Annotated in this window: 21 protein-coding genes; 2 read left to right on the top strand and 19 right to left on the bottom strand. The window is 69.3% G+C overall.

Annotated features, from left to right (window positions below):
* Window positions 1–72: 72 nt before the first annotated feature.
* From NBY69_RS18450 to NBY69_RS18425, 6 genes are all read right to left on the bottom strand, one after another.
* Window positions 73–795 carry a hypothetical protein gene (locus tag NBY69_RS18450; RefSeq protein ID WP_250302105.1) on the bottom strand — a complete coding sequence of 241 codons (723 nt, stop codon included), beginning with the start codon at window positions 793–795 and terminating at the stop codon, window positions 73–75.
* Window positions 796–1291: 496 nt separating this feature from the next.
* Window positions 1292–2314, bottom strand: coding sequence for a hypothetical protein (locus NBY69_RS18445; protein WP_250302104.1), 1023 nt, complete (start codon window positions 2312–2314; stop codon window positions 1292–1294).
* 1 nt (window position 2315) lies between these two features.
* A complete protein-coding gene (locus NBY69_RS18440; protein ID WP_250302103.1) occupies window positions 2316–3758 on the bottom strand; it encodes a hypothetical protein in 1443 nt (480 codons plus the stop codon).
* A 1-nt stretch (window position 3759) separates the two neighbouring features.
* The gene (locus NBY69_RS18435) at window positions 3760–7074 is read right to left on the bottom strand and encodes a hypothetical protein (protein ID WP_250302102.1); all 3315 of its coding nucleotides are present in this window, start codon (window positions 7072–7074) and stop codon (window positions 3760–3762) included.
* Between the two features lie 129 nt (window positions 7075–7203).
* Window positions 7204–7410, bottom strand: a complete 207-nt coding sequence (locus NBY69_RS18430; RefSeq protein ID WP_250302101.1) for a hypothetical protein — start codon at window positions 7408–7410, stop codon at window positions 7204–7206.
* Between the two features lie 35 nt (window positions 7411–7445).
* A complete protein-coding gene (locus NBY69_RS18425; RefSeq protein WP_250302100.1) occupies window positions 7446–7958 on the bottom strand; it encodes a hypothetical protein in 513 nt (170 codons plus the stop codon).
* 225 nt (window positions 7959–8183) lie between these two features.
* Between NBY69_RS18425 and NBY69_RS18420 the strand changes: the two genes are divergently transcribed.
* Together NBY69_RS18420 and NBY69_RS18415 are read left to right on the top strand one after the other, a co-directional pair.
* Window positions 8184–9293, top strand: coding sequence for a hypothetical protein (locus tag NBY69_RS18420; RefSeq protein ID WP_250302099.1), 1110 nt, complete (start codon window positions 8184–8186; stop codon window positions 9291–9293).
* 208 nt (window positions 9294–9501) lie between these two features.
* Window positions 9502–10377 (top strand): hypothetical protein, encoded by an 876-nt coding sequence (locus NBY69_RS18415; RefSeq protein WP_250302098.1) that lies wholly within the window; start codon window positions 9502–9504, stop codon window positions 10375–10377.
* Between the two features lie 2 nt (window positions 10378–10379).
* Here the strand turns inward: NBY69_RS18415 and NBY69_RS18410 are convergent, their stop codons facing one another.
* From NBY69_RS18410 to NBY69_RS18350, 13 genes are all read right to left on the bottom strand, one after another.
* Window positions 10380–10760, bottom strand: a complete 381-nt coding sequence (locus NBY69_RS18410; protein ID WP_250302097.1) for a hypothetical protein — start codon at window positions 10758–10760, stop codon at window positions 10380–10382.
* Window positions 10757–11152, bottom strand: a complete 396-nt coding sequence (locus tag NBY69_RS18405) for a hypothetical protein (protein WP_250302096.1) — start codon at window positions 11150–11152, stop codon at window positions 10757–10759. The genes NBY69_RS18410 and NBY69_RS18405 overlap by 4 nt, the downstream gene beginning before the upstream one ends.
* A gap of 194 nt (window positions 11153–11346) precedes the next feature.
* On the bottom strand, window positions 11347–11829 hold the full coding sequence (locus NBY69_RS18400; protein WP_250302095.1) for a hypothetical protein: 483 nt from the start codon (window positions 11827–11829) through the stop codon (window positions 11347–11349).
* A gap of 320 nt (window positions 11830–12149) precedes the next feature.
* Window positions 12150–12860, bottom strand: coding sequence for a hypothetical protein (locus NBY69_RS18395; protein WP_250302094.1), 711 nt, complete (start codon window positions 12858–12860; stop codon window positions 12150–12152).
* Entirely contained in the window at window positions 12857–13561 is a 705-nt protein-coding gene (locus NBY69_RS18390; protein ID WP_250302093.1) for a hypothetical protein, read from the bottom strand. Before NBY69_RS18390 ends, NBY69_RS18395 begins: the two co-directional genes overlap by 4 nt.
* 101 nt (window positions 13562–13662) lie before the next feature.
* A complete protein-coding gene (locus tag NBY69_RS18385) occupies window positions 13663–13878 on the bottom strand; it encodes a hypothetical protein (protein ID WP_250302092.1) in 216 nt (71 codons plus the stop codon).
* 11 nt (window positions 13879–13889) lie between these two features.
* Window positions 13890–14816: a hypothetical protein gene (locus NBY69_RS18380; protein WP_250302091.1), complete on the bottom strand. Its 927-nt coding sequence runs from the start codon at window positions 14814–14816 to the stop codon at window positions 13890–13892.
* A 56-nt stretch (window positions 14817–14872) separates the two neighbouring features.
* Window positions 14873–15904 (bottom strand): glycosyltransferase family 4 protein, encoded by a 1032-nt coding sequence (locus NBY69_RS18375; RefSeq protein ID WP_250302090.1) that lies wholly within the window; start codon window positions 15902–15904, stop codon window positions 14873–14875.
* A 12-nt stretch (window positions 15905–15916) separates the two neighbouring features.
* Window positions 15917–16339 (bottom strand): collagen-like protein, encoded by a 423-nt coding sequence (locus NBY69_RS18370; RefSeq protein WP_250302089.1) that lies wholly within the window; start codon window positions 16337–16339, stop codon window positions 15917–15919.
* Complete coding sequence (locus NBY69_RS18365; RefSeq protein ID WP_250302088.1) at window positions 16336–21243, bottom strand: hypothetical protein; 4908 nt, start codon at window positions 21241–21243, stop codon at window positions 16336–16338. The genes NBY69_RS18370 and NBY69_RS18365 overlap by 4 nt, the downstream gene beginning before the upstream one ends.
* Window positions 21244–21744: a hypothetical protein gene (locus NBY69_RS18360; protein WP_250302087.1), complete on the bottom strand. Its 501-nt coding sequence runs from the start codon at window positions 21742–21744 to the stop codon at window positions 21244–21246.
* Window positions 21741–22580, bottom strand: coding sequence for a cupin (locus NBY69_RS18355; protein ID WP_250302086.1), 840 nt, complete (start codon window positions 22578–22580; stop codon window positions 21741–21743). Before NBY69_RS18355 ends, NBY69_RS18360 begins: the two co-directional genes overlap by 4 nt.
* A gap of 80 nt (window positions 22581–22660) precedes the next feature.
* Window positions 22661–24334, bottom strand: a complete 1674-nt coding sequence (locus NBY69_RS18350; RefSeq protein ID WP_250302085.1) for a major capsid protein — start codon at window positions 24332–24334, stop codon at window positions 22661–22663.
* Window positions 24335–24406 lie beyond the last annotated feature (72 nt).

Below are 24406 nucleotides of genomic sequence, written 5' to 3'. Positions count from 1 at the left end.
TGGTGCCTGCGGCAGAAGACGAGTGCGCGCGTGATGCTCGTCGGCCACGCTGCGCCCCGCGCTTCCGGCCGGTCATCCGTACAACTCCACCGCTACGATCCCGGACTGGCCGGGTGCGCCGGACTCGGCAGCACCGTTGACTGACAGGGCCCCGCCGCCGCCACCGCCAAATCCGCGGCCCCCGTGTCCTCCGCCGGTCCCTGAGCGGCTGACACCCCCGAAGCCCATCTGTGAGTCGCCGCCCGCGCCGGACAACCCGTGCGATCCGTTCAGACGGATGCAGCTGCCCCCGGCGCCGCCGCCGATCGCGTAGTCGCCAGTGCCCGCCAGCGGCCCGCCCACGCCCTGCGAGTCGTTCATGTCGGTGCCGGATTCCATGTTGGCGGTGCCAGCATCGCCGCCACCTGCCGACGCGTGCCCGCCGAAGGCCGACGTGCCGCCTGCGGTACCGGGGTTGTTGCCGGTTCCGCCCTTTCCTCCCGCGCCGACCACAACGGTCTCCACGTCACCGAGATCGCCGACCTCGATCAGCGCTTCTGAGTAGCCGCCGGAAGCGGCACCAGGACGCGAAATGAGCTGGCCCTTGTCGGACTCGGCACCGCCGCTACCGCCGCCAGCACCCTGCACAAGCACCCGGATCCGCGCCAACCACGGATAGTCCGCTTTACGGAATTGGTAGGTGCCGGGCTGGGTGTAGCGCACGATTTTGCGCAGACCCATCGTGCCGGGATTCAGGCAGAGTTGCCCGGACTCGTCGACGTTGAAGTACTCGCCGCACACGCACGCAGACGCCATGGCGTCCCTCCGCGAAATGGTCGTGTGCCCGGCCCACAACCAGCGGCACGGCCAGGCTACCCGTCAATCACGGGGCGCCGCGGTGTACACAACGAGATGCACCTCAACACCCGCGCCTGCCACACCCGCAGGTCCCCACACCCGTACCGTCACCGCCTGGACGCCAGACTCCTCAACCACCACCCACAGCGGCCCCGTCTCCAGGCCGGGCGTGACGGCCACGATGGCAGACACCACCGGCCGGCCGTCCAGCGGTGTGTCCGGTGTCCACCGCGCCCGGCCGTCCACACCGGTCACCACGATCGCAGCGGCCTGGGCCAGGCCCGGAGGCCCAGGGTGTCCGCGGGGGCCACGCGGCCCTTCTACCCCCTGCGGGCCGGGGACCGGACGGGGCCGGTAGGCCGCCGCCCGACGGCCCTGACGCCCCAACTCCCGTAGCACGCCACCCAGCGGATCGGTGCCCGCGCGGTGCGCAGCGCTCCCTTGTACGCCCATCTCAGACTCCTGCCGGGGCCAGCGTCACGGCCACGGTCTCGCCGCTGCCGTCTTCAGAAACCTTCAGCGCGTGCAACTTCATGGACTGGCTGATCGTGCGGCACGTCGCGGTCGTGGTGACATCGACCGTCCATCCGGGCACGAGCGACGGCACGTCGACATCGGCGTCCGGCGCGAGCGTCGTCTCCTGCGAGCTGATGAACACCGGCGCAGGAAGGGAGGCGCGCAGGTGCGACAACGCCGCCGCCGACGCCGAGTTGTCATCCAGCACGGACGGCTCGTCCACGTACTGCTCCAGCAACCCGTAATAGTCGTCCACGCCGCCCGCAGAACCGATAACGTCCGCCGCGTTCTCCTGGCCCTGCCGCCCGGCCACCACCACCCTCGTCGCGAGGCTACTGCCGTCCTCGGTGACGGTGAGGCCGTCCGGGAAGTCAGCGTCCGTCAGCGCGCCAACGCTGCCGTAGAAATTCTCTGGCAGCAGCACGATCCGGGAGCCGACCGCCGTGTAGTCCAGGCCTGTGTCCGCGAGGTCGGCCAGGTGGTCGGAGACGTAGCCGACGTTCTGGGTGTACGCGCGGTCGCCGCGGATACGGGTCGGCGCCACGATCTGCACCTGGTGGCCGGGGTCGTCCGGCGCGAACCCGTCCGAGACCAGGCTCGCGGCGATGTCGGCCAGATCCCGGTCAGTGAACCGCATGTCCTGGTGAGGGACGCGTTTCGCCAACCACCCGACGGTGTCCACCGCGGTGATGGTGATGCCGTCAGCGGTCCACTGGGGCGTGGTGATCGGCCCCGTCCAACAGGACTTCCCGTCGCGGTAGATGGCGAGGCTGTGACGCCAGGACCGGACGCGGGACAGGGCGCGGCAGCAGGTCCCGTCCGGCTGCACGGTGATCGTCGCCGTGCTGATGCCATCCAGGACCCGAGTCCACTCGATCTTGGTCAGCACGTCCGCCTGAGTGACGACCGCACCGTCGCGGTCGATGATCAGCGCTGTGTGAGTCGCGCACCCTACGGACACGTCAGCGCTCCTGTCCGGACACGGCCAGGGACAGCGTGGCGTCCGTGGCCGGCGTGGTGATCGCGTCCGCCTCCAGCAGCACGCAGTACCGCCGCGCCCGCAGCAGCGGCACCTCCAGCGGGGTGCCGTCCCGCCCGTACACGTCGGACGCGGTCTCGCACTCGCCCGCGCAGTCGACCAGGGCCCGGCCGATCTGCCCGTCCACGGTCAGCGTTGCCCCCGCGGCGACATACCCGACCTCCACGACCATCGCGGCATCACACCGGCCAGCCGAGGCAATGTCCTCGCAGGACACCGACTCATCGGTGCCGTCAGGGCGTTCCACGACCGTGACCGTGAGGTTCCGCAGCTCTCCACTCCCGGAGTACACCTCGATCTGCGGCGCCAATCCGAACCATGCCGGGAACGAGGTCAAATCCAGCTCGTACGCTGCGGTGTTGACCGCCAGGGCGTGGCAGAAGCACGTGCCCGGCGGGGGCGGTACGGGCGGGGCCGGTGTCCGGCAGTTTGGATCCCGGCACAGGTCGTCCATGTCCGGGCACGCCGCGAGACGGCACCCGCCCGAGCACGGCCCCGTGCCCTCCGTGGCAGGCCACCCCGTCGCGCAGCTGTCGCCGAACGGCACGCCCACTTCCCCGTCCGGGCAGGTGTCGGCCAACTCGATACAGATCGGTACGGAGGGGTCCGGGGGCCCGCCGTGTACGCACCACGTGATGCACTCGGTCCCGTCATCGGTTGGCACCGGCACCTGGTCGATCACCGTCACCGGGTCCGTCCACATCCACGGCGTCGCGGCGGAGAGTACGAACTCCACCGTCAGCATGTCCGCACCCACGCTGCACCCGCCAGTGCCGGAGCAGCCGTTGCCCGCCCGCGCCGTCACCGTAGGAGCGGACACGAGCGCGACCCGCCGCACCGTCCGCCGGTGCTGCTCGGCGAACTCGCCAGGATCCTCGAACTGGGCGGGGCAGCAGTTGTACAGCTCCAGGCAGTCCCCTCCGCACTGCGCCCCCGTGGTCCCGCCGAGCGCCTGAGCGAGCCACCGCAGGCCGTAGTCCACGCCGCAGCACGTCGCCCCGAGCAGGACGCCGGTCACGGTGACGGTGCGCGCCTGGGTACGGGCGGGGCCAAGAGCGGCCCCGCCCGTCACGGCGGCGGTGACCTGACGCTGCACCGGGTGGTCGTCCAGCCCGCCCACGTCCAGGACCAGGAGGCCGCAGAACTCGGCGCTCTCCGGGACGGCGGGGTCGTACCAGGGCGCGGGCGAGGCCGGATCGTCCGGCGTCGTGTACGGCTCATCGCCCACCAGGACCGCATCGAACGTCTGGCACCCGCACACCGTGCTGGAATCCAGCGGGGACCCGACGGTGCCCAGGTAGGTGTCCAGTCTGGCGTGGTTGGCGATCTCAGTGCCGCCCAGCGCGAGGTACCACTCCAGTGCCATGTCAGACCCCCGCAGTCAGCGCGATGCGGTGCAGGACGCGGCGTGCTGTGGTCTCGGCGTCCCCCACCTCCGTGATGTGGAACGTGTTGCTGATCGACGGCACCCCTGCCGGGGTGCGACTAGCTGCCGGTACTCCCCTGAGCGGCGGCGCCAGCAAGGACGGCAACGCCGGACCTGCCGACCGGTCCGGTAGGTACGCGGCGAGTTGCGGCCCGAGCACGTCCAGCAGGCCGGATGCCGCTGCCAGGTGAAGGGCCCGCTGCGGCTTCGTCAGCGGGATCACGACCTCACGACGGCCTCCCTCACCGAGCTGCGCGATCACTGGGCCGGTGACGATCCCACCCTCCGCGAGCCCGGGAATCGCGTTCCGCACCACGGACGGCAGCCCGCTCTTGATCTTGGAGACGATCCGGGAGCCGATGTTGCCGAGCGAGGCGACGATCCGGCCGGGCAGTGTCGAGAAGAGACCGACCACGCTGGAGATCAGCGAACCCACGGCGCCTCGGGCCGCGCTGGCGGCACTACGGAACGCACCGGCGATCCGGGAGCCAACGGCGCTCAGTGCGCTGCCGATGCGGCTCGGCAGGCCGGAGAAGAACGAGACCACCGACGACCCCAACGACCGGGCGGCAGACAGGGCCGCGGAGCCGGCCGACGTGAACAACGAACGCACCGTCCCCGGCAACGCGGCCAGGGCGGAGCCGATCCGACCGGGGAGAGCGGCGAAGAACGCCACAGCCGACGAGATGAACGAGGAGATCGCCGCTCGTGTCGTGTTGAACGCGCTGGTGAACGCCGAACCGATCGCAGACCCCAGCGAGGCCAGCGCAGACACGATCTGTCCCGGCAGCTTCGTGAAAACGTAAATCAAGGCGGCCAGGGCGGTCAGTAGGGCGATACCGAGGGCCGCGACCGCGTTCACGAAGAGAGTGACGAGGAGACCAGGGAGCGCGGCCAGCGCGGCCAAGGTCTGGCCAGGGAGCGCAGTGAAGAACCCGATCACAGCGGCGATTCCCGCCGACACGGCGGCTACCGCGCCCTGCCAGGCCGACACGAAGAACGTCGTGATCATCGAGCCGAACGCGGTGAGCGCCCCGACAATCATCGATGGCAAAGCGACGACGAAATTGACCACCGCGGTCAGGCCGGAGGCCAGGCCGGTCAGTACCGACACCACGGCGGAGACGATCGGTACGACGGTACTGATGATCGCCCACGACGCGAACCCGACTGCGATCTGGAGAATCGGCGCGGCGATGCTGACCATCAGCGAGACGAACGGGACCAACGCCGCGACCAGGCCAGCGATGGGCGGCAACAGGGGGACGAGGGCGCCGACAAGCGCGTTGAACGCGTCAACGATCGGCGGGAGGATCGGCAGCAGCGACGTGAGGATCTGCCCGACCAGCGGAGCCAGCGCGGCGACCACGGTCGTCGCCGCTTGGCCAATGCTGACCAGTAGTGGGGCCAGCCCCTGCGCGGCGTCACCGAGCGCGGCACCAAGTGCCCCCGCGACCTGACCGATTACCGGGATCAGCGGCGACAGCGCGCCGAGGAGCCCGGCCACAATCCCGACGAGCGGCCCCAGCAACGGGACCACGATCTGAATGGCCGCGCCCAGCACCGTCCCGAAGAGCTGGGCAAGCTGAGCGATAACCGGGGCGAGGCTACCCGCGAGCTTCCCGACCAACGGGCCGATGACAGCGACCAGCTGGCCGATCGCTGGGACGATGCTGCTCGTCAGGATCGGGACGAGCTGGGCGATCAGCGGCAGGACTGCGGACAGGGCGCCGCCGAGCGCCTGCCCGAGCTGGGAGGCGACCGGCCCCAGGGCAGTGAACAGGCCCTGGAAGGCGGCGCTCAACCCGGGGATCAGCGGCAGCAGGGCGCTCGTGATCGCCGAGATCACCGGGGACAGCGCCGCGGTGACCGTCGACAGCGCCCCTCCGAGAACTGTGGAAAAAAGCTGTGCGAGCTGAGTGACCAGCGGCAGGAGCGGCTCGATCGCCGACCGAACCGCAGTGATGATCTGCGTCAGCGCACCAACAGAGCCGCCACCACCTGCGGCGAGCGCCTTGAAAACGTCACCGAGCAGCCCGCCGACTTGGACCACGAGCGCACCGAGCTGCCGGAAGACGCCGAGCGCGCCACTGACCCAGGCAACGGCCTGCCCGCCCTCGGCCGCCCGGGTCAGGAAGGCGCCGATGCCCTGCCCGAGCTTGGCGATGGCGCTTCCCGCCTGCCCACCGAACGCTGCCGCAACGGCACCGCCGACCTGCGTCAGGCCGGCGACGACAGGTGCGATCGCCGCGCCCAGGCCTTTCGTCGCCTGGTCAGTACCCGTGACGACCTGCGTCACGGACTTGATGCCGTCGGCCGACGTCAGGAAGGCGGCCACCTTGCTGGCGGCCGTCCCGAAGTCGGTCGCGACGGCTGCGAGACCCGTCTTCAGCGGCCCGCTCAGCGCCGTCGAGACTGCGGTGATCTGCCCCTGGAGCGGCTTGAAGAACGAGTCCTGGACCGAGTCCTTGAGCGAATCGAACGACGGCTTGAGGGCGCGTACTTCGAGTGCCGCTGCGCGGGCGGCAGGCGAGAGTCCGTCCAGTGCCTCGGCGAACTTTTTCGGGTCGTCGGCCAGTGCCGCGCCGAAGGCGTCGCCAACGCCGGCCAACGCCAGCTTCAACGCACTCGTGGCGACGATCGCACCCCCGATCGCCGCCGGGAACGCGGCAATGATCCCGGCCGCCGGTGCCAACGAAGCGGCAAACGAGGCGACGTTGGCCGCCGCCGCCAGGGCCGAACCGCCAATGGCCGCGAACTTCAGGCTGCCGGACAGCGCCCCGCCGACGCCGCTCGCCACCGACGACAGCCCGTGCAACGCCCGGTTGAACCCGTTGACGTCCGGGTTTACCGGCACCCGCAGGCCCGGCATGTTGTGCGCGCGCAGCCGCGCGTTGAACCCCGTCAGGTCGGGAACGACCGTGACGGGGAACTCCTCGCCCGCCAGGAGCGCACGGATCCGCTCGACGAACCCGGTCAGGTCGGGGGCGACAGGGATGTTGATGCTGTCCAGGGACCGCAGTTGGGCCAGGAGCTGCGCGTCGAACCGCGACAGGTCCGGGACGACCCGGACCGACACAGACGCGGCATCAAGACCACGCTGAATGTTGCGACGGATCTGGGCGCCGACGTTGCGAGTTGCCCTGTCCAGAGCCCGCGAGATGCGCAGGCCGAGATCGCGTGCTTCACCGACAGCGTCGGCGTCGTCCAGGACAATCCTGATGACGCCGCGACCGTAGTCCTCGTCGTCGGCCACTGGGCAACCTCGCGCGTGCGAAGGATTGCCCGGCCCAGAACCAGCAGCGCCCCCAGACTAGCCGGTCAGGCAGCCTGGGGGCCGCGCCTCCTGCCGCAAGCTGCTGATCGACGGGCGCCGCAGAAGCACTTAGTGCCCACCGGTCAGACGTGCGTCCTCCGCCGCGAGCTGCGCCGCCAGGCTCTGCGCCTGCCCCATGGCCATACCCGGCGGTCGCATCCGCCGCCGCCCCGCCTGGGAGCCCTTCGGCGGCGCGTACAACTGGGCCCGGATCCGCCGCCTTTCGGCGTCGTCCTCCGCACTCTGCTCCATGGACGCCTCAGCGGCGCTCAACATGACCCTCAGCGGCCAGGAGTGAATATCAACGCCGGTCAGCGCGAGACCGCCCTCCCACGCCTCCCAGGAGGCGGCGATGCTGGCGCAGAGCCGGTGGATGACGTAGGAGGGCGCTGGCCGCCCCCGTACAGCTCGACAACCCACTCCATCAGCTCGACCAGGACGCGGTCCGGGTACCGGGTACCGCCGTCCACGGCCTCTGCCCCTTCCAGGTCCGCAGCGGCGGCGCCGGCGTCGGCCGGAGTCGCATACGAGCCGGTCACCGACCCGTCGGCCAAGACGTCCCAGCGGGCGAACTCGTGCGCCGAAGCGGGGAGCATCAGACTCGCGAGGAAGACCCGCATGGCGGTGGTGGCCTCCCGGACCTGCGACAGGTGGGCGTCCCCCATGTTCGCCGGGTCGAAGTTCAGACGGCGGTTGACTTCCTGAAGCCGCTCGTACCGGTCCAGGAACTCATCACCCAAGACCTCGGGCTCGAACAGGTAGACGGCGTCGCCGATCTCCGCTTCATGCGGCTGGGTGTTGAGCGCGAACTGCTTCTTAGCCACGGATGGCCCTTCTCTTCCCGCACGGAACGCCCGGCCCAAAACCAGCGACGTGGACGGAGAGGGTATCCGTCCAACAGGGCGGGTGCACCCGAACGGCAGCGCCCCGGGCTTCCCGCCACCGACTCAGCGCCGGGCCAGACTCGCGACGGGTCGCAATCCCCCGAGGGTGCAAAGACTCACCGCCTGGGGCTTGAATGATCATGAAGCACAAACCACACTGGAACCATGTGGAGACGCGAGCAACTCGCCGGGGATAAGTACATTGCACGTCGAATGCGAAGGTTTTTTGACCATACCCCGGGGGGCAGCCTCCGCGATCCTGCCGGGATCGCCAAGGCGTACGGGGAGTTTATGCTCTCTCCAGAGGGGATCAACAGCTCCAGGGGTACCATGCTCGCGGGCGAAAGGCGACTCTCCCGAAAAGCCTTCACTGTGGGGCTAAGGACAGAGGATCGCGGATTCGAAGAGCTCACAAAACGCGCCATACTGGTATCCGATAGCCTATTAATGTCTCACGGACCACAAGCCCCATTTAATCATATCGGAGAAAAGACGTTCACTCGCGGCGATACCAACTTTGACACCTTGCAGCCCTCGCCAGGAGACACCACCACTACAACCATCCACTACGGGATTCACTGTCCAGATTTGGCCGCCCTGGGGAACTGGCTAATTGGAGCCGAACCACTACTCAAGGCAGGTCTCACTTGGTACCTTCCGAGCTACACCACGCGCAGGGAAGTGCAATACGGATTCGAACGCCGCCAATCGTCTGACCGGGCGCGCCGAGTGGGGGCAGTCGATTACATAATCAGGGGCGGCAGAGTAATTGACTCATCTGGATCCAATCCCGTAAAGGGCCGCCTGATTCGCCCCGTACTTGAGATTGACCTGCCCTTCATCGACGGCGTCACCCTGGCAGAGTTCAGCAGAATTACAGTCGGTGAATTCGATTCCTACAAGGGATTTCGCAGGTTCCTGAGAACAACCTTCCTATCTATGGATGAAGCACTCAACGCAGTGCAATCCCAGGTGGAGTTGGCGAAGCTAAGCTTGGAAATAGAAGACCAGGTCAGCGCCATGCAGGCCGAACTCTTCGCTGCCAGAAGAAGGAGGTCCATGGCCGCGATTGGTGCTGCGGTCGCTTCAACTGCTGCACTGCTAATCGCTGTAGAGGGGTCCGTAATGGAGCGAGTGCTCACAACTTTCGGCTTGACCACGGCCGGGACCTTTTGGGGCGCAATCAAGGATAGGGCCGAGAACGGCCCTCGCGCGATAGAAAATGGAAAATGGTACTACGTTTGGGTACTTTCCCAAAAGAGCGGTTCATTGTAGGAGTTCAACACGGGAAATCGATCACCACTTTCCGTTACCGCGAAAAGCATTGCGCGGTAACGGGCCAACAACGGCTAACGCAATGTCAAAGGTCAGCGGCCCTCGCGCAGCGCGCGGGCCAGTAAGTTGTTCTGCCGTGTACCCGGAAACGGGGATCAGCCGGGGGTACCCCCTGACCAACGCCGACCCTATAGGGGACCATCAGGCCATGGATCTTCAAGGCATCGGCGCGGTCTCAGCTGCGGGCGTCACACTGATTAGCATCCCCGTGCTCCTCGTCATCGGCCGCTGGCAGGCGCGTACCACCCTGCAAGCTGCTCAGGAAGCGGGTCGCGCTGGCTTCGCGCAGGCACAGGCGACGTACAGCTCCGCTCTGGACGCTGTTAACGCACAGGCGTCGGCCGCCCACACCCAGTGGCGACGCGGCGTCCAGAGGGGCGCCTACGCCGCCTTCCTGCTGGCTGACCATCAGGTACGCGAGGCCACAGAGCGGCTCATAAGGGAAGTTGATGCGGACCCCGTGGCACTGGCTACGCATATGGGGGAAGTCGACAGTGCCAAGGCAGCACTGCGCACCGCCTACGTCGCTGTGGACCTCGAAGGCCCCGGAGATCTCGCCTTCACCGCAGACGCCATCCTCACCTACGCCTTCCAGGTAGCAGACTTCGACCAGCGCGAAGCGACGATGGAGCGGGCCTGGCACCAGCTGGTCCAGATGACCGAGGGCAGCTGGATGACGGGCGGGATCGATGCCGTCCGCCGTGACCGGGCCCGCACGTTCATGGAATGTCTGGTGCGCGTGCAGGTGGCCATCGCCAACAGCCCCTACACAGGTGACCCCAGACATGACCCCGAAGCCATGGACGACGAAATGACGGAACTCACGAGCCAGGTCTATGCCGCACTGAGCCACGTAGATGACGCGCTCAGCATGAGGGATCGAGCCCGCCTGCTCGACATGCACTATCGCGGGCGTCCCCGTCTCCAAAGCGACTACCGGCTGTGGACCGCTGAACTGGAGCAGGCACGAACGGAGTTCGTGCGCGCCGCCCGGGCCGAGCTCGGCAGCACCCCCAACACCTGAGGTCAGCGCCCCGCCCGTAGGGCCCGACCCAGGAAGTCATTTGCCCGCGTGCCGGGATGCCTGACGTATGCGGAGTACACCACCCGGCCGCGGGCCTCGAACCGGAGCACACCGCCCTTCTTACGCGGGCGGATGATGTGCGGCCGGGTGCCGTCGAGGACGTACCGCACGGCCGGGTGGTCACAGACGATGACGCCCTGGAGCCCGCGGGGGCCAGGCTGCACCTTCCACGAGATGTAGCGGCCCATGGACCCGGGTGCTTCGCGCTCGGCGATCCGGGCGGTCCGGGCGGTGCGTTCGGCCAGGCGCCGCGCGACGACGCCGTTGCGCAGCCGCAGTGTCCGCGCGATACGGCCGGGATCGATGCGCACTTCGACGCTCACGGCGACACCTCCTCGTCGTCAGGGCACTTCCCACAGCCGGGTAGCGCAACAATCACCCGCTGCTCAAGGCCCACACAACCGCCTTCCGGGCCGAGGACCTTCTGCTGTCCCATCACGAACCGCCGGCCGCGTCGGGCTTGCTGAGTCCCGGGGAGGCAGCACAGCAAGGCGTTGAAGACCGCCACCATGTCGACATGGAGGATCTGCGCCGAGGCGTTCAGCTCCTCGCAGCTCGGCGGGCACCCGTCCTCGGAGAACGTCGGGGCGCAGCGCAGGAGCGTGACAACGAGCTCCAGCGCAGTGATCGGTGGAGGCGTGCAGCCGCGCACGCCTTGCACGACCCGGGACTCCGAGGGGAACTCGGCGTCACTACTCCCGTAGATCCGGGCCACGGACACCGTGAGCTGCCCACCCTCGCCGTCCTGGCCGCACGGGTCGTCACAGGAGTCCCACGCCGGCTGTCCGGGCACCACGCAGGCCCGGCACGGGCACCCGGGCTGTCCCTCGACCTCCTGCGCAGTGCGGGCCAGAGCAGCGCATACGCAACCGACGACCGCTTCAGTCAGGTCGCGAATCGCCAGCGAGTTCAAGGCCACGTCGTCGTCCTTGCTCGTTTGAAGTCTGGGCTGTAGGCCCGGCTCGGGCTCGTCATCCGGTACGGGTTCACGACGGCAAGCCACAGGTCGACGATGGGCAAGCCTGTGCGGCCCTCGGCGAAGATCAGCGTCGGGTCGGGCATCTCCATCTCCACGCCCTGCCGGACCATCCGGGTCACGTTCCGGTTCGTCTTGCAGCCGCACGCCCCAGGGGAGCAGCCCTTGAGGAAGTGGCACGTCAGCTCGGACACGGCCGCCACCGCAGCGTCGTCGAGCGGCAGCCCGATCCGGTACTCGACCGTGAACGTGCCCTCGGTGCCAGACGGCGCAGCCATGTCCTGGCAGTCCGGCCAGCACTCGCCGTCGGTTCGCACCAGCATCCCGGGAGCGTCGATACGGTACGCCTCCGGGACCAGGACCTCGCCGTCGACGTCGACGCTGACGATGTCGTACACCGGCCCTTCGAGGCGCACTTCGCACAGCTCACCGCATGAGCAGTCCGACGCGCACCCGCACCCGCTGGCATTCCTCCACGCGCCGTCGGTCCCGATGTACGGCACCCACGGCCCAGTGCTGACACCGGACTGGAAACTGATCGGTGCGTCGTCGGCGCACGCCCGACGGCACGGCCGGACCTTGATCGGGCACGGTCCGAGACGCCGTCCGGACAGAGCCCAGAGGACTTGCGACGCAACTCTCGTCCACCGGTCCACTTCCTCCTGCTCCATGCCCTCCGGGACTTCGCAGCACAGCTTCGTGGGCCACGCCGAGCACGGGCCGATCTGGAGCGGCATCAGCGCCTCGCCGTCGTCTCGTATTGCGAAGGCTGGAAGTACGCCTGCCGCAGGTACCGGCCGACCATGCCGTTCGCGAAGCTGTCGGGCATCGTCGACAGGAATGGGCCGGACGCGAACCGCGGGCTGCGGTGCAGCACCTTCACGTCCTCGATCCGCTGCCCGCCGAGGCCGGCCAGCGTCGCGTACAGAGTCCGCTTATGGACGACGGCCAGGTGCCGGCCGATGTCCAGCGCCTCCAGCATCCCCGACTTCTCGACAGGTAGCGGGACATGGAGCTCGTACGACATCGGGTCGTCGTGCCCCAGCCTGACGAGGAGATCCCGGGTCTCCCGCATACCGGTCAGGTACTTCCCCGACGCCCGCGCCGCGTAGTACCGCTCGACGTCGCGCACCGGGCCGCGGTGCAGCACCGGCATGTCGGCCTGCCGCTGCGTGACGAAGAAGTCGTCATTCATCAGCAGGAACCGCTCCGACACGTCGGGGTGCTCGCACGCGGCCCGGACAGCGATCGTCGAGTTCTGATACTTCGTCCCCGATTGGACCGTCGGGATGTGCTCGACGTCCCGCAACCACGTCGGCCGGTAGCCGACGATCCACACCTTCCGATGCGGGAGGTTCGCCGCCCACGTCCGCAGCGCATACCGCAGCTGCTCGTTGACGGGGCCCTCCCGCACCGGAACCACCAGGTCGGGTGCCCCCACTGTCACGACGCCAGGCACAGGCCGCCGGTGACCGGGGTGTACTCACAGACCGGCTCGGGCGGTGCGATCGTCGTGATGAAGGTCCTGCGATGACAGGTCGAGCCGAGCGGAGTGAGGAGCGGACCAGCTGTCCCGGCCTTGTCGATCGGCATGACGTCGTACGGGCCCGCGCCCCAGGCGCCGCCCGCGCGGGTCGCGCCGGTGAGGGTCAGCGAAGCGGCCTCACTGCCGACTTCCAGGTCCCCGAGCTGCCCGTTGGTGACCCACGGCATGAGGAAGTAGATCCACGCGCCCGTCCCGGTGCCCTCGGCCGCACAGACGTCGTCGCCCAGCACCTCGGCCCACAGCTCGATCGCGAAACCGCTGTTGCACTGGATCGAGCAGTCGTCGTAGCCGATCGGCTTGCCGTCGTAGCCGTAGACGACCGGGTTGCCCGTCGCGATCTCGATCAGCTCCGGGCTCACGGAGAAGAAGTTCAGCTCGACGTCGTAGCCCTTCAAGCTGGGGCAGCCCCGCTTGAAACCGCAGATCCTGCCGTTCGCGGCCTTGTATTGCACATCGTCACCATCGTCGACGTTCGCCTTCATCCCGAGCGTGGCGAAGCAGTCGAAGGTGAATCCGTTGTCATCGCCACAGATCGGGCGGCCACAGCCGTCGACCCGGGTCACCCGGAGGGTGTCAGCGTTCGCAATCAGCGGGCAAGACATGCCAGAACCTCCATCGCACTCGGAGGCCCGGCCCAAAACCAGCGGCGTCGAAATGAGTCTAGCCCTGACCGGGCAGTGAAACCCGGCTGAGGCGTACGGCTCTATCTGGCCTTCGCGCGCCCGGTCTTGGCGGGCACAACCTGGGCGGGGTCCTCCTCGACGGGCGGCTCCGGGGGCAGCGCCAGGGTGATCGTCCCGGTGGCCTCGTTGTACTCCTGTTCGTTGACCTCGCGGTATCCGTCGGGTACCAACGCGAGCACGCCTGTGTCGCCGCTGGCGGTCAGCCAACCGCCTTTGTCATTCAGGAAGTAGCGCATGGTCAAACTCCTCAGCGAGTGATGACGATCAGGTGGGTGTCGGTGATCCACTGGTTCAGCGTCACGGAGCCTGCCGTCACGCTGATCGCCGGGTAGACACGGACCGAGTAGCCGGTGTGCGCGGCAAGCACGGCCGCCTGCGCCGTCGCGAAGGTCCACCGCTCGTGACCCACACCCCCGGCCTGGAGCCTGCTGCACATGACGCGCACGCTCGGGGGCCCGCCGTTGATCGACACCCCGTATCCGAGATCGAAGACGCTGCCAGCCGTCCACCTCGCCTCGACGTGCCCGGTGAACTCGCTGCTGAAGGTGATAGCTCGGCAGGTGGTCAGCGAGTCGGCGGTGTAGGTGCCCTCGGCCCAGGCGGTCGTGTCGGCGATGAGGAACCCGCTGGTGGGGCCAAACGTCGGAGTGCCGAGCGGGTGGCTCTGCTGGAGTGTGACCGCCGCCGAGGTGTGCTCGGGCGGCGTCCACAGGGCCCCGCTGCCCGGATCGCACTTCAACGTCGAGTTCGCTGCGGGGTCACAGTCCCAGTCATCCGCCCAGGGCTGCTCTGCCGCGATCGGGAAGGCAGCGAGCGGGGAGTCCGTGGTGCCCTCGCCCTGGAGCCCACAGCCGATCTCCAGCGGCTCAGCAGCGGCTCCCGCAGAGGCGAACAGGCCGCCGTCGGCGCCGAAGTTGATCGTGTTGTCCGTATCCGTGGACAACCGGGCCGTGATGGCCCCGGTTGTCGGGTCGTACCCGGCACCGTCCCCGGCGGAGATACAGCCGCGCACGTCAGAGCAGGCGAGCGAGATGCCGTTCGGGCCGCTCTGCAGCAGCTCGCTGCCACCGTCCGGTGCCGGATCGATCCGCACGTCGCTGGTGATCACGATGGGCGCCCCCGTCGTGCCGACGCCCGTGACGGTCGTCGTCACCGTGTCGGTCGCGCCTGCCACGAAGACGCAGGAGCAGCGGGGGGTTCGGCAGCAGTTCGCCATGTGATGACGCCCCTTCAGGGTGCGGTGTTAGGGGTGGACGGTGACGGATGGCGGCGTGCAGTGGTCTTCGGTGGACGGCGCGCGCGCCGGGCGAGCGCGATGGACGTGCGGGGCCGCAGTCTGAGGCACGCGGCCTCGAAAGCTGCGAGGTTTCCGGGGTAGTCGAGGGCTCCGGTGTGCGCTGTGGCCCTGGCTGACGCCGTGGCGTAGGTCGCCGGATCAGACAGTCGGCGGATCTCGCTGACCCAGCGAGCCGTGTCCTCGCGCGGGATGTAGGTAGCCGCGTCCCCGAACGCCTCACGCATGCCGGGCAGCGGTGACGCGAGCACGGGAATCCCCGACACCATGGCCTCAACGCCAGCGCGGCCGTACGACTCGGTCGTGGACGGCATCAGCAGGATGCGTGTCCGGGCGTAGACGTCACGCGGGTCGGCCCGATCCACCACGCTGACGTTCAGCGCCTGGTGGTCGGCCGCGTGGCCTGCTGCCCTCACCATGAGGAACCGGGCCTCCGGCATACGCGCGGCAAGGTCGGCCAGGACGTCGGCGCCCTTGGCACGGGTGGACCCGTTCAGGGTGACCATGCGGCGCCCACTCGCCTCACCGTCGACCTGGTACAGCAGGGGATTGATCGGGGGCGGGAGCACCAGGGCCCGGCCTCGGTATGCGGGGTAGTGCTCTCGGCACGCCTGCGACGGGAACCAGACCAAGGCTGGCTTCCCCAGGTCAGCGTCCGCTGCCATTCCGTGCACCATCAGCAGGTTCGGGGCCAGGCCCACTTGGGCGGTGATCCGTCGGGCCTTCCTGTCGCCGTGGTGCGAGATGACCAGTTCCGGAACTGCGGCCTGAACCGCCCGCCGCCAGTACCGCAACGGCCATACCCGCACCCTGCCCTCCAGGCGGACATCGCCGGGCTCGCGGATCGTCGTCACGACGTCCACCGCGTGCCCGGCCGAGGAGAGGTGCCGCACGTACTCCCGAGTGGTGACGAACGCGCCCGTTGGGCTCGCCTGCCCATACACCGGCAGGATCACCAGAATGCGCATTGGGTGCACTCCTCACGCCTCGGCAGCGTGGACGTGGACGGTGACACCGGCAGCAACGCCACCGACGGCCAGGACGCCGATTCCAAGCAGTGTCACGCCAGTTGACTGGTCGACGTGCACGACCGTTCCCGACGCGGTGTTCGCGGCGACGTAGGCGGAGCGGAACCCGGTACCGCCCTGGACAGCAAGGGTGACGACAGGCGCGGCGCCGAACGGTGGGGACCAGGTGAGCGTCACGTCCCCAGCGGCGTTGGTGACGGCCGTACGGCGCTCGACACGGGGCCCGGTCGACGCCGGGTCTCCCGGTACCCCCTGTGCCCCCTCGGGGCCGGTGGGCCCGGCCAGGCCCTGGGGACCAGTCGGGCCCTCGGGGCCGACGGAACCCCGCGGGCCGGCCGGGCCGGGGACGCCCGCGCTCCCGCCGGTGCCGCTCACAGCGTCACCGTCCGGGTGTACGCGACCGTCACCGTGCCGGTCCCTGCCGTCACAGTCAGCGGACCGACAAGCGCAGCCTCGGTGTCCCGGCCCACCGACCAGGACACCGACTCCGCCTCGAACAACGTGGACGCCGAGTCCTGGGTGGTGACTGTCCCCGTGCCACCGTGCGCGGTCATGGTGACGGCCTGGAGCAGCGGCACCGTCGCGGCCGACCAGGAGCCGCCCGGCGCGACCTCTACGCGGTGAGCCTGGACCGCTGTGGCCTGGGGCGCACCCTCCGTCTCGCACGGCACAGGTGCAACCGCGGTGTACGGGGCGGACAGGTCCGGGGTGTACGTACCGATCGAGGTAAGAGTGCCTGCGCAGTCGATGGCCATGAGCTCGACGTAGTCGGTATCCGCTACGCCGTCGCCGTCGGTGTCATCGCACCGGCACGCCTCGATCACGGTGTTGGCCGGGCATGGTTCTGGCTGCGGAGTCACGCCCCCGGCCGGGGTGCACTGGCCGACCTCGCCAGTCACCGTGTACGGCTCGCCGTCCAGGGTGGTGTCCGTGACGGTGAGGACGGCGCCCGTCTCGCAGTCCACCGTGACGGTACGGAGGATCTGCGTGGCGCAGTCGCTCTGTTCGTAGGCAACGGCCGCGGTGAACGAGGACAGTTCCCACGATGTTTCGCGCGGGCTGCCGGGGCATGCCTGCGGCGAGTCATCGTAGGTGTCGAGCGCCACGAAGAAGACGAGGTTCCCGGCGGCCAGGTCGGCGGCCGGGACGTCCGCCTCCACTGTGAGGGTGCCCGACCAGCCGACCGCGGCGTCCTTGGGCGGGAGGACGGTGGCGACCGGCTTCGTGCCGTTGATGAGGCGCACGGCGCCGGTGATGGCGCATCCGGTGTCCGGGCCGAGCTGTGCGGCGTCGACTGACACGGTGACGTGAGCGGTCCCGGTGTCGCACGCCGGGCGCGGGGCCTGGACGGTCGCGGCGAGGGTGCGCACGGTGCCGGTCGTGCCGGGCTGTGGTCCGGTGCTCGGCGGGATGGTGAGGGGGCCGCCGTCCCACAGCGCTTGTGCACCCGCCATGGGCAGCCCTGTCGGATACGGGTAGTACGGGCCGGGCGCGCTGTCCGTGACCGTGGGGTCGGGCTCGCCGTCTGCCGGAATGTCGCACAGCAGGAGCGTGGAGGAATTCCGGCACTCGGGCTGCGGGGGGCAGCGTGCCAGGACGGCCCTGGCCGGCAGGTCCACCGGGTCGCCCGTGGTCGGGTCGGTCAGGCGCTGCTCCATCCGGTCGCCGGTCTGGTCGTCATAGACCCGCTCGACCACGACCTGGCCGAGGACGTCGCCGCTGGCCTCGTCGCGGATACACAGGAGCTCCGTCTCGACGTCCACCCGCTGCTCCGGCGGGGGCTGCTCGCAGCACTCGGACAGGGTCTCGCACTGCCCGACCTCTCCGGTGACGGTGTACGGGTCGCCGTCGAGGGTGGTGTCGACGACGCTGACCGTGGCGCCGGTCTCGCAGTCCACCACCGTGCGCCGCATGAACTGGACGGTGCGGGTCATGACGATGTCCAGGCGGCCCTGGATCCAGTTCTGGGCTGCCCCGTCGCGGACTTCGATCTCCACGACGTTCGGCCCGGCCTTGACCGGGATCTGTGCGGTGCCGCTGGTCGCGGGCATGTTCCACTGCCCGTACATCCCGGCATCCTGGCCGTTGATACGCGCCCTGGCGCCGCCGTCACCACGGAAGTTGGTCGAGGTGACGACCGCGACCCCGTCCTCCGGCGCGGTGAATTCCTTGCGCATCACCCAGCGGACGGGCGCAGTGTCGTAGCTCTCGTAGCTGGGGCCGGGACCGATGCTCAGGTCGGTCCGTACGCCCATGTATCCGGGGTTCCCGGCCGGGTGGGGTACCGGGTACGGGATCGCCGCCTCAGGGCCGAAGCCGGGCCCGTAGCCGGTGTAGGAGACGATCTCCCACTCGTCCGCCCCGGGCCGGTTGACGGGGTCGAAGACCGTGACGGCCGCCTGCGCCGCGGTGTCGCACAGCAGCGTCGAGGACGAGTCACGGCACGGCTTCTCGCCGCCGCCGTTCGCTGAGCAGCCGCAACAGCCGTCAGGGACGAGCGTCGTGCCCTGGAAGTGAACGGCAGTGCAGGCGGAGCCGCCGCCGGTGTTGCCGTACCGGTACACGATCTGCGCGGGCGGGCTGTCGAAGTAGACGTAGGCCGTGATGTTGCTCTGGTTCGCCTTGATCGTCGACCCGTTCCAGGTGACGTCACCTTCGACGCGGGACGGGATCGGGCTGAGGTTGGTGACGCCCTCGAACGTGTCGAAGTCGAGCAGGTCCAGGCGGAACGTGGTCATCTGCTGGGCGGCGGTGTCCAGGGTGAGCGTGTACACCGTCGGGTTGTTGAAGGCGGGGTTCGCCGGGTCGTACGTGCCGCACCCGCCTGGCGCGGCGCTGCTCGCGTGCAGTTTGACCTTGGCGACCTCGCCGGTCTCCGGGTTGGTGACGGTGTAGATGAAGTCCTGCCGGGCCACCCCGGCGGGGTCCTCGGCAATGCCGGTCTGCGGCCACAGGAGCTCGGAGAGGGCGGGGACGCCACCGCTTCCGCAGTCGACGACCTGCACCGGTGTATACGGCGTCGTGCCGTCCATCTCCGTGTCGCGGGTCTCGGCCAGGGCGCCGTCGCAAGAGTGGACCAGGTGCCGCAGGAACTGGACCGCGCACCGCCTACCGTCATCTCCCGGCTCGACCGTCGGGTTCAGGTCGCACAGGCGCAGGATCTGCACCGTGGAAGCGCAGGGCTCGACCTCGGGCGGGTGGCAGACGCCGACGGTCCCAGTCGGGGTGTAGGCGCTCGTGCCGTCCAGGCGGGTGTCCGTGATGCTGATGACCGCACCGTCGCAGTCCCGGCACACGGTGCGCAGCATCGGGGCGGTGGCCGGGGTGACGACGAGGTCGCCGACAGTCCGCTGGGTGGCGGCTAGGCCGGTGGCACCGTCAGTCGCGAAAGACAGCGCCGTGAAGGGCCCGGGGTGCGAGAACGTCGACGCGGCCGTGGTGTCAACCTGCCCCGCAGCAGGCCCGGCGCTGAGGGTGCGCGTCGCCGGGTTCCACAGGTGGTCAGGACTCAGGGACAGCAGCTCGGTGCCGAGCGGCATGACCAGGGCGCCGACGGATGTGTTCACCCGGCCGACCTTCGCCGACCAGGTGGCGGATACAGAGCGGCTGAACGTGAACGGCAGCGGGCCCCCAGTGGGCAGCGGGAACAGGGCGACGGGGAACCAGTTCGGAACGCTGCTGGTCCCGGCCCCGGACGTCCAGTTGACCCCGTTGGGCAGTGTCCCGGACCGGGCACCGGCCTGGGAGGCCGCGACGAGAATAGGCGCCGCCGAGGTGTCCAGCGGCACATCGCACAGGGTGTGCGTCTCACAGTTCCGGCAGGGCTCCGGCTCGCAGAGCCCGACCTCACCAAGGGGCTCGAACGGGGTGATGCCATCGAGGAGCGTGTCCGCGACGACACCGACCCGGCCGCTCTCCGAGTCGACCTGGTAGGCGCGGAGGAACTGCGTCACCGTGCCGTCCTCGGCGACGTCGCAGAGGACGGCGACCTCGGTGTCCTTCCCGGGCTCCACCATGACCGGGATCGAGTCTGTCGGGCAGACCTTGACAAGCTGCGCGAGCGGCGGCGGCGGAAGCTCCGGGCACCCGGTCACGTTGTACTCGTACGCGGCCGACCAATCGGAGAAGCTCCAAGACTTGCACTGCGAGGAGACGTTGAAGGATTTCTGCCAGGTCTCGGCGCTGACGACGGCGTACACCTCGCCGGCGGCCAGGCGGTCAGCGGGGATCGACGCGACGACCTCCCGAGTTCCGGAGGACCCGGCGGGGGTGTTCTGCGGGAATGCGTGGCCACCGGCTTGCACGGCGCTGCCGTCCGCCAGGTGATACATCAAGAAAAGTGCGCCCGTGGACGCCTGGCCGGAGCCGGGGCCCTCCTGGGCGTAGTTGAGCCGGATAGTGACCCGCACGGTGCCCGCGTCACAGATCGGACGCGGAACAGCCGGAAGCCTGAGGGCACCCAAGCCGTAGTCCTCGCCGGACGTGTTCACACCGCACTTGGTGGCGGGCATGTGCCAGGTGCCGCCGGAGATGAGGGCGCCCATGCCAGGCACCTCGTGCTCGGTCGCCGCCTTGATCGGCCGCGACAGGGCGACGGAGGACAACTCCTCGTTGCCGCTGGTGATCGGCCCGGACACGCCCGGCGTGCCGCCGGTGCCGGTCCCGCAAGGGACGAGGGAGCCTGCACAGGCGCCCACGCGGCCGACCGGGGTGTACGCGGTGGTGCCGTCGAGGAGGGTGTCTCGCGTCGTGCTGGTGCCGTCCCCGTTCGGCGTGAGCTGCCGCAGGAACTCCGTCACGGAGCCATCGCTGCCCGTGTCACACAGGAGCAGGTACTCGACGTCGTCGATCGCTCCAGGGCAGATTCCCAGTGTCCCCACCGCGGTGTACGGGTCGCCGCCCGGGGTGAGAGTGCGGACTCCGGTCAACTGGCCGTTGTCGTCGTACTCGTACTCGACGAGGACGGGCGCGATGACCTCGCCGTCCGCGTCCAGGTCGCACCACTGCCCGACCTCGAACTGTGCCGGCTGGCCTGCGCATGCCTCGGTCCCGGCCGGGGGCGAGCCCGCGGTGAACGCGCCGGTGAGCAGGTTGAGCCACCCGGTGACCTCGGGGGCTGCGGCATCAGCACCGCACTCCCCGCACGCGGACACGGCGAGGACGGAGATGGGTGTGCCGTCGGCGAGGCACAGGCCGGTGGAGGCGATCCCCGGGGAGCAGCAGGGCGGAGTCGGCGGCTCAGGCTCGGGGGCAGCGCACGGGATCGGCTCGACGGGCATTCACGCCTCCGGGTGCTTCTGGCGGCGGTGGGTGTCCCGTCCGCGCTCGCTGGTGAACTCGCGGTCGCAGCCGCCGCAGAGGAAGACACCTTCCGGCACTTCGGCGGCCGGGTCGCTGGAGCCGCTGTCGTCCTCGGACAGGGCGGGAAGCGGGACCGAGTCCGGCCCGTGCGTCTCGGCGGGCACCCCGTGCAGCGGCTCGCCAGGGACAGCCTTCCGTTCGTCGAGCACGGGAGCGGCCAGGCCCTCTGAGGTGGCCACGCCCAGCAGTTCCCCGGGCGCGGGGTGTCCCTGAGCGGCGTCCTCGTCGGGAGAGACGTACCGGTGGCCGTCCACGAGGGAGCCGATCAGGATCTCCTCGGGCGCCTCCGGGAACAGCTCGGCAGGGACGGCAAAGACGTTCGGGCCGACCGTCCGCAGCTTCGGCTTCTGCGCGACCGCCCACACGGCGAACGCTCGCAGCTTCTCCGACGTCGGCCGGATCTCGATCATGTTCCTCATGGGCAGGTACTCACCTGAATCGCGCAGACGGTGCAGGTGGTGCCGACGACGTAGGTCCGCTCCACCAGGACGTTCCTGTCGTTGTTTCTCGTATTCACGGACGAGCCGGGCCGGTCCGGGATGGTCTCGGCGGGGCCGCGGCGGATGACGACCGGGCCGGTGATGTAGAGCCACGCGGTGCCCGGGTCCGCAGGGATGTTCCCCGGGCCGGTGTTCAACGCGGAGTATCCGGAGCCGATGATCACGCAGTTCCCGGCGAGGGTCCGCAGGTTGCCGGTTGCCGGGTCCTCGCGGACGATGTTGCAGCAGCCGAGGAGCGCGGCGGCGCCGGCCGGGACGTGGAGGACACCACGACCGCCGTACGACTCGGCCAGGCATCCCTCCAGCGCGGCAACGCCCTGGGCGATGTTCACCGGCCCCTCGGCCGGGGTCAGGTCGATGGCGGACATGGCCAGCTTGTTGGACCAGAACCCGGCCTCGACGGCTTCCTGCTCACCGAGGGCAAGGGATGCCTCGGCGTGGGTGCGGGCCTCTGCGTACGTCCAGCCGAGCGCGCTGCATTCGGCTCCGGAGTACACGGTGATGGGGTCGGCGTGCTCCGTCGTGGGGCGGCAGAACTCCTTCCGGAGCGGGCCGGGGCTCTCCTCGCTGGGGCTCTCGTCGTCCAGGCAGGGGTCCCGCCAGACGTTGACGGGGCAGCAGCCGAGCGACAGCCACTCGACGCCGAGGAGTTCGTGGACGTCGTCGACATCTCGGATGTCAGTACAGGCGCCGAGGATGCCGTGGGGCAGCGGCTTGCCTGGGATGGCCTCGACGTACTTCCTCATGCCTGCCATCGCTCACCTCCGTTCTGAATTGGGTTGTGCCGGGCCCGGGTTCAGGGCACCGGGCCCGGCACGATCGGGGGCGGGGAAGGTCAGGCGATGGGGCAGGCCAGCTCGATCTGCGCGCCGGTGGCGCCGGTCGGGCAGACGGGCACGGTGACGAGGCGGGTGTCGACGGAGCGGTCGACCAAGGCGACGCATTCCTCGGCGAAAAGCGCGGTGTAGTCGTTCGTGACGAACTTGGTTGAATCGTGAACAACCCCGAGGTTGACCTCCTCGCCACGGCCGATCTGGAGCGAGCCGGCCGGGTACATCAGGAAGGACAGCTCAGACGGCCAGCCGGTAGCCGGGGTCGGGCCGCCGATCTCGGTTGGCACGCCCGTGGTCGGCGTCGGCGCCAGACCGCGCGCCCACTGCACCCGCACACCCAGCGTGCTGAACGCGTTCTGGATGCAGTTCGGGTCAATGTCACAGATGTCCTTGCCGTTCTGCCGCGCGACGTCGGCAAGGAACATGTTCTTCGCCCACCACGGGAATACGACCTCCAGCGCAGTGCTCTCACACAGGCTGTGACGCTCGATCATGTCGGCCGACTGGAGGCCGATGGCCCCGTAGATCGCCGACAGGGCGGCCATCGTCTCCGGGAGGACGACGGGCGTCGCCGTCGCCACGGCCTGCTGGAACAGGACCTGCCGAATGCGGATCTCGTGGGCGACCATGCTGTTCCGCAGGTACCAGGCGACCAGCTCAGGGAAATGCCTCTGCGTCAGGATGCCCGCCTCCAAGCAGACACCGACCGCTTCACAGCGGACCTCGACCGGGTCCGGGCACGGCACCCTGAAGCACGGCTTCTCGGCGCCACTGATGTCGTCGGCCTCGGTGTGCACCCACGTCATGGACGACACGTCCAGCGACAGCGGCTTGTAGTACCTGAGCCCGCCTCGGGCGAGCTGGATCTCCGGCGCGTCCCACAGCATGTCGGGGCACGAGGTGTCGGTCAGCTCGTAGATCGTCTCCGACGGCGCGCACCAGCCGCCAGAGGCGACGAGGTCCTTCTCCGGGAGGCGCCGCTGGCTCGACGCGTGGAGCGCCACGGTGGTGCCCTCGGGCGCCGAGCTGGAGTCGGTGACGATCAGGTCGTCGGAGTACGGGTGCCGGTAGCTGATGACCTGGCCCACGCCTCCGCCAGCCGTCTTCAGCGCGTTCGCGCGGCTGATGATGCCCGCAGTGATGTCGCTGAAGTCGAGCGGGGAGCCCGGGGCGTAGCCGGGGACGTCGACCGCTGCGGTGATCGTGGTCGTCGGGGTCGGCGCCTCGGGCAGCACGCGGGGCTGACGCCGGCGGACACCGGACAGGTTCAGGGCGGGGCGCAGCGCGGACGAGGACGCGGCGACGGCCTTCGGGGCGGGCTCGGGCTCGGGCTCCGGCTCGGCGTCGGTGGCCGCCGCGGTGGCCTCGTCCGCTGCGGCGACAGCGTCGTCGCCCTCGGTGCTGGTGTCGGTGTCGGCGGCGTCTCCGCCGCGCACCTGCGCGGCCAGGGCGTCGATCTCGGCGGCGGCCTGCTCGGCCGCCTCGCGGCGGGTGCCCTGCTCGGAGCGGATCGACTCGACAGCGGTCGCGAGCGAGCGGAGAGATTCCAGGTCCTTCGACGTCACGCTGGTCGACGTGGACTTGGCGTCGAACGCGGCGACCGCACCGGAGAGAGCTTCAGCCAGCTCCTCGTCGGTCAGAGCAGTGATGTCCTCGGGTACTTCGAAGTCGGCCATGGGTCGGATCTCCAGGATCGATCTTGGAGACCCGGCCCAAAACCAGCAGTCGTCTGCCGCCCAGCATAGGCC

Origin of the sequence: Streptomyces sp. A 4/2, assembly GCF_940670765.1 — a bacterium.
GTDB lineage: Bacteria > Actinomycetota > Actinomycetes > Streptomycetales > Streptomycetaceae > Streptomyces.
Note: the sequence above shows the minus strand (reverse complement) of the source record. Positions and strands in the feature narration are given on the sequence as shown.

Coding starts and splice junctions, on each gene's coding strand:
- NBY69_RS18350 (WP_250302085.1), bottom strand. CDS start 24,334: ATGGCCGACTTCGAAGTACCCGAGGACATCACTGCTCTGACCGACGAG.
- NBY69_RS18375 (WP_250302090.1), bottom strand. CDS start 15,904: ATGCGCATTCTGGTGATCCTGCCGGTGTATGGGCAGGCGAGCCCAACG.
- NBY69_RS18355 (WP_250302086.1), bottom strand. CDS start 22,580: ATGGCAGGCATGAGGAAGTACGTCGAGGCCATCCCAGGCAAGCCGCTG.
- NBY69_RS18420 (WP_250302099.1), top strand. CDS start 8,184: ATGTGGAGACGCGAGCAACTCGCCGGGGATAAGTACATTGCACGTCGA.
- NBY69_RS18390 (WP_250302093.1), bottom strand. CDS start 13,561: ATGTCTTGCCCGCTGATTGCGAACGCTGACACCCTCCGGGTGACCCGG.
- NBY69_RS18385 (WP_250302092.1), bottom strand. CDS start 13,878: ATGCGCTACTTCCTGAATGACAAAGGCGGTTGGCTGACCGCCAGCGGC.
- NBY69_RS18440 (WP_250302103.1), bottom strand. CDS start 3,758: ATGGCACTGGAGTGGTACCTCGCGCTGGGCGGCACTGAGATCGCCAAC.
- NBY69_RS18450 (WP_250302105.1), bottom strand. CDS start 795: ATGGCGTCTGCGTGCGTGTGCGGCGAGTACTTCAACGTCGACGAGTCC.
- NBY69_RS18360 (WP_250302087.1), bottom strand. CDS start 21,744: ATGAGGAACATGATCGAGATCCGGCCGACGTCGGAGAAGCTGCGAGCG.
- NBY69_RS18430 (WP_250302101.1), bottom strand. CDS start 7,410: ATGTTGAGCGCCGCTGAGGCGTCCATGGAGCAGAGTGCGGAGGACGAC.
- NBY69_RS18415 (WP_250302098.1), top strand. CDS start 9,502: ATGGATCTTCAAGGCATCGGCGCGGTCTCAGCTGCGGGCGTCACACTG.
- NBY69_RS18365 (WP_250302088.1), bottom strand. CDS start 21,243: ATGCCCGTCGAGCCGATCCCGTGCGCTGCCCCCGAGCCTGAGCCGCCG.